This window comes from Melaminivora alkalimesophila (genome assembly GCF_000282995.1).
Taxonomy (GTDB): Bacteria; Pseudomonadota; Gammaproteobacteria; order Burkholderiales; family Burkholderiaceae_C; genus Melaminivora; species Melaminivora alkalimesophila.
Genome location: NZ_ALEE01000817.1, coordinates 1 through 939, shown reverse-complemented (window position 1 = coordinate 939; position 939 = coordinate 1). Strand labels below are relative to the sequence as shown.

Sequence of the window (939 nt, the reverse complement as noted above, 5' to 3'; positions counted from 1 at the left end):
GCTGGCGCCCGCCGACAGCCAGCGCATCCAGCGCGCGCTGGAAGTCTGGCAGCTCACCGGCCGGCCGCTGTCGAGTTTTCATTCCGCAAGGGATACGGCCCGGGACGCCGGCCCCCTGCGCATCGAGGATGTGTTCTCGCTGGAGCCGCGCGAGCGCGCCTGGCTGCACGGGCGCATCGCCCAGCGCTTCGACGCCATGCTGCAGGAGGGCTTCCTCGACGAGGTGCTGCGCCTGCATGCGCGCGGCGACCTGCACGCCGACCTGCCGAGCATGCGCTGCGTGGGCTACCGCCAGGCCTGGGAGTCCATCGAAGGGCGCGAGCCGCTGGCGACGCTGCCCGAGCGCGGCATCGCCGCCACGCGCCAGCTGGCGCGGCGCCAGCTCACCTGGCTGCGCGGCATGGCGGGGCGCACGGTCATCGCCTGCGACGAGCCGCAGGCGCTGGACCGGCTGGTGCAGGCGGTGCGCGAGCGACTGCAGGCGCGGGAGCCCTCGGCATGAGTGGGCCCGGCGCCGCACCGCTGCTCCAGGTCGAGGGACTTGCCCGCCACTACGGCGCGCAACCCGTCTTCAGCCACGTGCACCTGCAGGTGCAGCGCGGCGAGTTCGTCGCCATCGTCGGCGACTCGGGCGTGGGCAAGTCCACGCTGCTCAACTGCCTGGCCGGGCTGGACCACTGGGACGCCGGCCGCATCGTGCACGCCGGTGTGGACATCGGCCCGATGGACGACACGCAGCGCGCACTGTGGCGCCGCGCGCACGTGGGCTTCGTGTTCCAGGCCTTCCACGTGCTGCCGCATCTCACCGTGGCGCAGAACGTGGCGCTGCCGCTGATGCTGCTGGGCCGGCACGACGCTGCACAGGTCGCCCGCATGCTGGAGGCCGTGGGCCTGGCCGGCTTGGGTGAGCGCCTGCCGCAGCAGCTCAGCGGCGGGCAG

2 protein-coding genes are annotated in these 939 nt (G+C 73.7%); both read left to right on the top strand.

Annotated features, from left to right (window positions below):
- On the top strand, positions 1–502 hold a 502-nt coding region (locus A612_RS15780), incomplete at its 5' end, for a tRNA (adenosine(37)-N6)-dimethylallyltransferase (RefSeq protein ID WP_019375397.1).
- A partial coding sequence (locus tag A612_RS15775; protein ID WP_019375396.1) for an ABC transporter ATP-binding protein occupies positions 499–939 on the top strand: 441 nt, incomplete at its 3' end. The genes A612_RS15780 and A612_RS15775, both read left to right, overlap by 4 nt.